Annotated in this window: 7 protein-coding genes, 1 tRNA gene and 1 pseudogene; 5 read left to right on the plus strand and 4 right to left on the minus strand. The window is 67.4% G+C overall.

Annotated features, from left to right (window positions below; all coding sequences use genetic code 11):
* Both argS and DD1DGNOD_RS00875 read right to left on the minus strand, forming a co-directional pair.
* Nucleotides 1-768, minus strand: a pseudogene (argS, locus tag DD1DGNOD_RS28475) (arginine--tRNA ligase); the annotation flags it as partial.
* Between the two features lie 572 nt (nt 769-1,340).
* The gene (locus DD1DGNOD_RS00875) at nt 1,341-1,502 is read right to left on the minus strand and encodes a tyrosine-type recombinase/integrase (protein WP_283234641.1); all 162 of its coding nucleotides are present in this window, start codon (nt 1,500-1,502) and stop codon (nt 1,341-1,343) included.
* A gap of 677 nt (nt 1,503-2,179) precedes the next feature.
* On the opposite strand from DD1DGNOD_RS00875, the gene DD1DGNOD_RS00880 reads away from it, so the two are divergent.
* Together DD1DGNOD_RS00880 and DD1DGNOD_RS00890 are read left to right on the plus strand one after the other, a co-directional pair.
* Entirely contained in the window at nt 2,180-2,527 is a 348-nt protein-coding gene (locus tag DD1DGNOD_RS00880; RefSeq protein ID WP_131764695.1) for a MerR family transcriptional regulator, read from the plus strand.
* Nucleotides 2,528-2,738: 211 nt separating this feature from the next.
* Nucleotides 2,739-3,449: a cation transporter gene (locus DD1DGNOD_RS00890; protein ID WP_131764694.1), complete on the plus strand. Its 711-nt coding sequence runs from the start codon at nt 2,739-2,741 to the stop codon at nt 3,447-3,449.
* A 156-nt stretch (nt 3,450-3,605) separates the two neighbouring features.
* On the opposite strand, the gene DD1DGNOD_RS00895 is transcribed toward DD1DGNOD_RS00890, so the two are convergent.
* Nucleotides 3,606-4,265 (minus strand): TetR/AcrR family transcriptional regulator, encoded by a 660-nt coding sequence (locus DD1DGNOD_RS00895; RefSeq protein WP_131764693.1) that lies wholly within the window; start codon nt 4,263-4,265, stop codon nt 3,606-3,608.
* A gap of 34 nt (nt 4,266-4,299) precedes the next feature.
* Between DD1DGNOD_RS00895 and DD1DGNOD_RS00900 the strand changes: the two genes are divergently transcribed.
* Complete coding sequence (locus tag DD1DGNOD_RS00900) at nt 4,300-4,833, plus strand: ester cyclase (protein ID WP_131764692.1); 534 nt, start codon at nt 4,300-4,302, stop codon at nt 4,831-4,833.
* The gene (locus DD1DGNOD_RS00905) at nt 4,830-5,390 is read left to right on the plus strand and encodes a GNAT family N-acetyltransferase (protein ID WP_131764691.1); all 561 of its coding nucleotides are present in this window, start codon (nt 4,830-4,832) and stop codon (nt 5,388-5,390) included. The genes DD1DGNOD_RS00900 and DD1DGNOD_RS00905 overlap by 4 nt, the downstream gene beginning before the upstream one ends.
* 1,055 nt (nt 5,391-6,445) lie before the next feature.
* Here DD1DGNOD_RS00905 and DD1DGNOD_RS00910 read toward each other — a convergent pair.
* Nucleotides 6,446-6,528, minus strand: a tRNA-Leu gene (locus tag DD1DGNOD_RS00910).
* Between the two features lie 116 nt (nt 6,529-6,644).
* On the opposite strand from DD1DGNOD_RS00910, the gene DD1DGNOD_RS00915 reads away from it, so the two are divergent.
* The coding region (locus DD1DGNOD_RS00915; RefSeq protein ID WP_131769222.1) for an FhaA domain-containing protein at nt 6,645-7,576 on the plus strand (932 nt) is incomplete at its 3' end.

The following is a 7,576-nucleotide window of genomic DNA, read 5'->3' on the forward strand; positions in this document are numbered from 1 at the left end:
CCCGAGAAAGTCCGCTTCGGTCAGGAGCACGCCGAGCTGGGAGTAGACGGTCAGAAAATATTTCTTGGACTCGCCGACCAGGACGTGCCAGAGACGGCGTGTCGTCGGATCGCCCGCCTGGAGCTGGACGACCCTGAGCCTCGAACGCTCCTTGAACGCATCGTCCGCGTCAAATTTCACACGTGCAGCCTTGTAGAAGGCGTTGAGGTCGCCGACGGAAAGCTCATGGGCGGCCTCGGACTCGCCGACGTCGAGCAGATGCTCGACAAGCATTCCAAACGGTGTGCCCCAGTCCCCGATGTGATTCTGACGTATGACCGAATGACCCATCCAGCCCAGCAGCCGCACCGCCGCGTCGCCTATGATCGTCGACCGGAGATGACCGACGTGCATCTCTTTGGCGGCGTTCGGCCCGGAATAGTCGATGACGACCACCTCGGGCGAAGACACGGAAGCGACACCCAGGCGCTTGTCGGCAAGTATTCCCTCGAGCAGGCGCTCCAGTGCGGACTCGGCCAGGTGCAGGTTGATGAACCCCGGCCCGGCCACCTCGACCGTGTCACACAGATCGTCGAGCTCGGCGACCCTTGTCACCTCGGCGGCGATTTCACGCGGGTTGCGGCGGAGGCGGCGGGCCAGCGAGAGGGCCGCGTCCGCCTGGTAGTCCGCCCGCTGCGACCGCCGGATGGCGGGGTCGACCTGTTCACCGGCGACGGCCGCGAAGGCCGCACCCAACCGCTCGTCGAGAAGACGTTCCAAGCTCGTCACGTTCGTGAATCTACCGACTCGGCAACCGGAGCCGACCGCTGTCCGCAGCCGCGCCCCAACCGTCTCCACCGCATGCTCGTCAGCCAGGCCTGCGATGTCCACTTCGAGGAGGTCGAGCGCTCCCGGATGCGGATCTCAACCACGCCCTCGGCGAGACGGCGGCAGGCGACGACCGGGACAGGGCATCCGATCAAATCAGCGCCGGCAAACTTGACACTAACTGATCAAGGACGGTCGTCGACCGGTCTGGGACGCCGCGGGAAGGAGCCAGATGCCCGGTGACCTGCCCCACCACCGCGGAAAAGGGCTACCCCCGCCTTAGCAGACAGTCCGGGAGGCATCCCGATGGACAAAGAGATCTTGCTCCTGCGGGTTGTAGGGGTCAGGTACGCATGAGCAATCGACCGTGTATTTGAGCAGTACATGAGCAGCGGTCAGGTTTATCTGAGCAGTCGCCACCGTCGGTGACGTTCGGTGGTGTGGTCTGTGGCCCGCGAGTCAGGTGTGTCGGGATCTGTAGGGGGGCGACCGGAATACGGCCGGAAGCCGCTATGGCGATCTTCGGCGGGGTGTTACTCGTCGGTGATGAGGTGGTTGAGGGCGCGGATCTTGTCGTCTTCGGTGGGTTGGGTATAGATCCGGACGGTTTCGAGGCGGGCGTGGCCGAGGAGTTCGGCGACGGTGACGAGGTCGGTGCCGCCGCGCACGAGGCTGGTGGCGAAGGTGTGGCGCAGGGTGTGGGCGGTGGTCTTCTCGTCGAGGCCCGCGGCGACCAGCCACCTCGACGCGCTGCGCCCCCTGGCGCAGGAGGCGCCGTGAGCCAGGTGGACACGTGCTCAAGGTGGCGCCGCGACGGCCAGCCCTGTCAGCGGGACGCTGCGGAATGGCCCGGACAGCGGCAGCGCTCAACCCTGCGTTCCCGGGTCGGCGATTCCGACGCCGGCGACGCTCGGACGCGACCGGGCGCAGCAGCAAACCTGTCTGGTCGGCGCAGAAAAATCTGTCCCCGTCACAGTAGACATCGGGGCGCTCCATGGGTAGAGTTCCTGTCGTAGCCAAAGGAGTCCGCGATCGCGGCAGACATGAACTGGCGCGAGCAGTACGGCAGCCCGGAGAGGTCGCCGAGCACCACCGCAGAAGTTCAGCAGTGCCCCGCCAGGTAACGCACAAGGAGAGAGGAGCAGACACCATCAGGATCGCCCGAGCGATGGTCTAGCTCGCTCGGCTACCGCAGGTCCCGGATTGGAAGGTGGTCCCCGGTCACGCATACGCGATCCCCCGCGCCCCCGCCCTCTCGGGCTGCGACGCGGAATCAGGAACCCGGCGCATCTGGCCGGTAGATGGTGTTGAACCCTCGGGGCCCTGGTGCCGTATGGCACCAGGGCCCCGCGATGTGTCCCCGAGAGGTGCGATGACCCCCGGAACCACACGCAAACCGGCCGACAGACTCGACGACGACGACTACCCCGCCTACACCGTGGGCCGCGCAGCGGAGATGCTCGGCACCACGCCCGCCTTTCTGCGGGCCCTCGGCGAAGCCCGCCTGATCACTCCCCTGCGCTCTGAAGGCGGCCACCGCCGCTACTCCCGGTACCAGCTGCGCATCGCCGCCCGCGTCCGCGAACTCGTCGACCAGGGCACCGCGATCGAGGCCGCCTGCCGCATCGTCATCCTCGAAGACCAACTCGTAGAAGCCCAGCAGCTCAACGAGGAACTGCGCCAACGGGCATCCGGCCCGCCGCCCGACGAGCCGTCCTGACGGGCAGACGACAGGAAAGCGATCCGGCCGGGATCGCGGGCCCCACCCCCGGGTCGCGGCGGCGGAATTGGCGCCGCCGTCGGCCGGCGCACCCGCTACGAACTCGCCGACGCCCGGCTCGGCCGGGCCATCGACGAACTGCGCGCCGCGGTCGTCGCCCTCGGACACGGCGACGCCTGCCCGTACGCGGCGAAGAAGGGCTGCTGCTGACATGACCACCCCGCTACCACTCGGTCCGGCCCCGACCCGCCGCGATGTCCTCGCCCGCCGCGTCCGGCTCCTGGTCACCGCCGCCATCACCTACAACGTCGTCGAAGCCGCCGTCGCGCTGACACTGGGCGCCGCCGCCTCGTCCACCGCGCTGATCGGTTTCGGGTTGGACTCGGTCATCGAGGTGTCCTCCGCCGCCGCCGTCGCCTGGCAGTTCTCCGCCACCGACCACGAGGCCCGGCAAGCCCGGGAACGCACCACCCTGCGGATCATCGCCGTGTCGTTCGTCGCGCTCGCCACCTACATCACCGTCGACGCCGTCCGGGCCCTGACCAGCACGGGTGACGCGCACAGCTCGGTGCCCGGGATCGCGCTCGCCGCCGTCTCGCTGGTCGTCATGCCGTTCCTGTCCGCCGCGCAACGCCGCGCCGGCCGCGAACTCGGCTCGGCATCCGCGGTCGCCGACTCCAAGCAGACCCTGCTCTGCACCTACCTGTCCGCCATCCTGCTCGCCGGCCTGCTCCTGAACGCCGCCCTCGGCTGGCCCTGGGCCGACCCGGTCGCCGCACTCGTCATCGCCGCCATCGCGGTGAAAGAAGGCCGCGACGCCTGGCGAGGCGACACCTGCTGCCCCACCCCGCTCGCCCGACCCCGCTCGACCGAGACCGACGCCTGCGGATGCGCACCCGGCTGCACCTGCGGATTCGCATGACCCCAATTACGGAAGCCGGGGTCTGCCCAAGAAACGGTGTAACGGACAGCAATGTTCAAGCGTCTCTGCAGGTCACGGCCTTACTCTGGAGATTACCGATCAAGATCCCCTGACACTCCCGAAGCCGGGTCGAACGGTGCCGTGGTAGGTCGCCGTCTATGCGTTTCGGTCGGCTTTCGGGACGGGTGCGATGGTGTCAGCCAGGGTTTGGGCGAGCCAGTGTTCGTATTCGTCGTGTGACCACCGCCGGTCGCCGACGAGTAGGTCGTAGACCTCGGGCGAGATGAGAGCCCAGACGATGTCACGGGCCCGGTCCGGGTCGAGGCCGGCGCGCAGACCGCCGGTGTCGGCGAGATGGTGGACGAGGCGACTGGTGCCGGCCAGCCGCTCGGCGTCCACGGTGCCGATCAGCCCCTGAAGGTCGCGATCGCCGCTGTGGGCGGCCGCGCGGAGCCTGGACTGCAACGGACCGAGACGTTCGGCGAGATGCCGGGCCAGCGCGGCGTAGCGGGCGAGTTTCTCCCGGGGGTCGACCGCCGCAAGGATGGCCTGGATCTCCGGACGGTCGGCGAGGGCCTGCGGCTCGTCGTCGCCGGCGAGCGTGACGTCGTAGACGTCCTTGATGAGCGCAGCCCTGGTGCCGAACGTCTTGTAGAGGGTCTCGACGGAGACCCGGGCGTGGGCGGCGATGTCGCGCATGCTGACCGCCGTGGGGCCTCGCTCGATGATCAGTTCGCGCGCCGCCTCCAGGACCCGGCGTTGCGTGGCGCGTGCCTGCTCGACACGGCCAGCATTGTCGTATGGCCGACGCGGCATTAGTTACCAACTCACTGTATTGGATACTCGCCCCATGGAAAGAATGCTAGCGGAGACCAACCGCACGCTGTGCGCGAGGGCTGTGGAGATCATGGCTCTCGACGAGATCGACGAGTTCACCCGCCTCATACACCCGGACGCGGTCAACCGGGAGGCCGACGCCGAGCCGCCGGCGTGCCGGGGGCGGGGGCCGGCAGCCTTCCACGCCTCGGCGCGCTGGCTGCAGGACGCGTACGCCGACCTGCGATGGGAGATCCACGACGTCGTCGCCGACACGGACCTGGTCACGGTGCACTGCACGATGTCGGGCCGGCATGTGGGCACCTTCGTGACGTACGACAAGCAGGGCCGGGTCGCGGACGTGTTCCCACCCACCGGCAAGACGTTCGCGACGACGCAGACCCACTGCTTCCGGGTGGCCGACGGCCAGGTTGTCGAGCACTGGGCCAACCGCGACGACCTGGGCACGGCTCGCCAACTTGGCTGGCTGCCGCCCACGCCGCCCTACCTGATGCGGATGGCGCGGGAGAAGCGTCGCGTACGTCGCTCCCAGGCGAGAAACGCATGAGCGAGCCACACATCGAGCCACTGGCCGAGCCATCGGTCGTCGAACCGTTGCTCGACGGGTATCTGCGGTGGTGCGTCGAGCGGATGACGGCCACGAACGGCGTCCACTTTGACGACCCGGACGAGGTTGTCGCGCAATACCAGCGGTCGTTCCGTGACGAGCTGCCCAACCTGCTCAGCCCACGCGGTCGCCTGCTGGTTGCCCGGATCGGTGAGGACGCGGTGGGCGTGGGTGCGCTCAAGCCGGTGGACGCCGTTACCACCGAGATCAAACGGATGTACGTCGATCCTTCGACCCGCGGTCGGGGGATCGGCCGCGCTCTCCTCCGACGGCTCCTCGCCGATGCACGGGAGGAGGGATTCCGCCTCGCCCGGTTGGAAACCGCCAACTATATGGTCGAGGCCCATGCCCTCTACCGCTCGCTCGGTTTTCGTGACAGCGCGGTGTTCGACCATGCGGAAACGGCGATGTCCGAGGGGATCGAACGCTTCATGTACTTCATGGAACTGCCGCTGGTCCCGCCACGGAGGCTTATTCAGAACTCCCCGTCCAGATGATCTAGATCATGCATCGTCGCCGGTCAGGACGCTACTACAGATCTCGATCGAGGAGTTTTGAATAACCCTCATGAATAGCGGGCACCGTTGCTACTTGGGCAGTCACCGACGGTGACGACACCGGTATGGTCTCGGTACGACGGGGCTCGGCGCGTCTGGCTCTCGCTACAAACATTGATACGGTCATCCGCTGTCCGGCCTCACGTCTGCGACGTGACCGAGTGACCCGATATTTATAGTGACCCGGGTATTTATGAGGTTGAGGCAACCGTGATGATAGCGCACGACCTTATCGATAAGGCTGCCGATCTGGCTGCCCAGGTCAGCCAGATGTTCCAGGGTGGTGAGGAGTAGCAAGGCCGGCTGGCCGTTCGGCTCGAACTGCTGGATGCCGCTGTTCTACCCGGCCCTGTCCGGTCGGCAGGTGTTCGCGCACCCGGCTGAATAATGGCCCGAGGACTTGGACCTCGGGCAGTGCGAGAAAATATGGCCGCGCCGCTTTTGACCTGCTGGAGCACCAGTCAGCGAGTCACACGTCCCGTTTCGATCAAGAAATTGAGTACGAAAGCGGCTGCTATCACGACCGCTTATTCCCTCAATTTCATGATCCCACGATATTCGATCATGGGACGCTGACCCACCTGCTGGACGGGGTGTTGTTGACAAGGGGATGTGGCGCCGCCAGGTACCGGGGTCCGTCATCCCTGGTGTACAGGGAGTACAGGACATCGGCGTCGACCCTGCAGGACTGGCGGGCCTGTCCATCTCTGACATGCAGGGAGTGCAGCGCGCCAGCGCGTGTATCAGGGACTGCCCGAGTCGTCAGTAGACATCCATGGCGATGATCGTCCGAAGTATCCGCGGGAAGCCGACCAAAGGTCGGCGACCAGCACCAGCCACCCCGGCCGAACGAAGCTCCGCATCGGACCCGAGCGCCATCCCCAAGCCGCCCCCAACCACAGGAACGTGGGGGTTCGGGGGGCTCGGCCCCCCGATAGACATCGCGGCCCACCGGGAAGCCGACCAAAGGTCGGCGACCAGCACCAGCCAGCTCGTGGGCGAGGGGGGAGTTGAACCCCCACGTCCGTTAGGACACACGGACCTGAACCGTGCGCGTCTGCCATTCCGCCACTCGCCCGAGTGCGACTATCACGCTATCACGCGATCCACACCGCCCGAGCCGTGGGCGGCGCTCAACCGGAAGCATACGATCTCAGTGCCGGTAGAAGGCCGGGGGGAGGAGGGGAGGCCGAGATGGGCGTGCTACAGCGCTTCGAGCGTCGCTTGGGCGGCCTCGTCGAGGGCGCGTTCGCCAAGGTCTTCAAAGGAGGCGTCGAGCCGGTCGAGATCGCAAGCGCGCTGGCTCGAGAGACCGACGACCGGCGCGCGACCAGTTCGAACCGGGTGCTTGTTCCCAACGAGTTCGCGGTCGAGCTTGCCAGTAGCGACTTCGCCCGGCTTGCCCCTTACACTCGGGCACTTTGTGACGAGCTGGCCGAGATGGTCCGCGAGCATGCCGCCGAGCAGCGGTACACGTTCGTCGGGCCGGTCGGTGTGCGGCTCGCCGAGGCCGAGGATCTCGATGTCGGGGTGTTCCGCATCCGTAGCAGCGTCGCCGCGGCCGACCCGGGCGCGGTGGCGGGTAGACGCCCTGTGGGACGACCCCGGCCGACGGCGCCGGGAGCGCCCCGTCTCGTCATCTCCACCAAGCCTGGGCCTGACAGCCGGGCTGGTGGGGAGGAGCGTGAGTATCCGCTGGACAGCGAGGTCACGGTCATCGGTCGCAGTGTCGAATGTGATATCCGTCTCAATGACACCGGGGTATCCCGCCGGCACGGCGAAGTACGTCGGATGCCCGACGGGCAGTTCGTCTACATCGATCATGGCTCGACCAACGGGAGCATCGTCAACGGCCGTGCCGCCAGCCAGGTGAAGCTCATGAACGGCGACCAGATCGAACTGGGCGCGACGATCCTGGCCTTCCGGCGGGACGATCCGCGAGGTGCCGACAGGGGACGGGCCCCCGGACGTGTTCCAGTGGGCGCGCCAGGCCCGGGCGGTGTACCGGCGGGCCCCGCAGGTGCATACCCCCCCGCTCCTGCGCCACCGGCCGCACCCGTCGACCCGCGGACACGATCAGCCGATCCCCGCCGGGGTGACCCGCGCCACGGCGTCCCCCCCGGTGG

It is taken from the genome of Candidatus Protofrankia californiensis (assembly GCF_900634765.1).
GTDB lineage: Bacteria > Actinomycetota > Actinomycetes > Frankiales > Frankiaceae > Protofrankia > Protofrankia californiensis.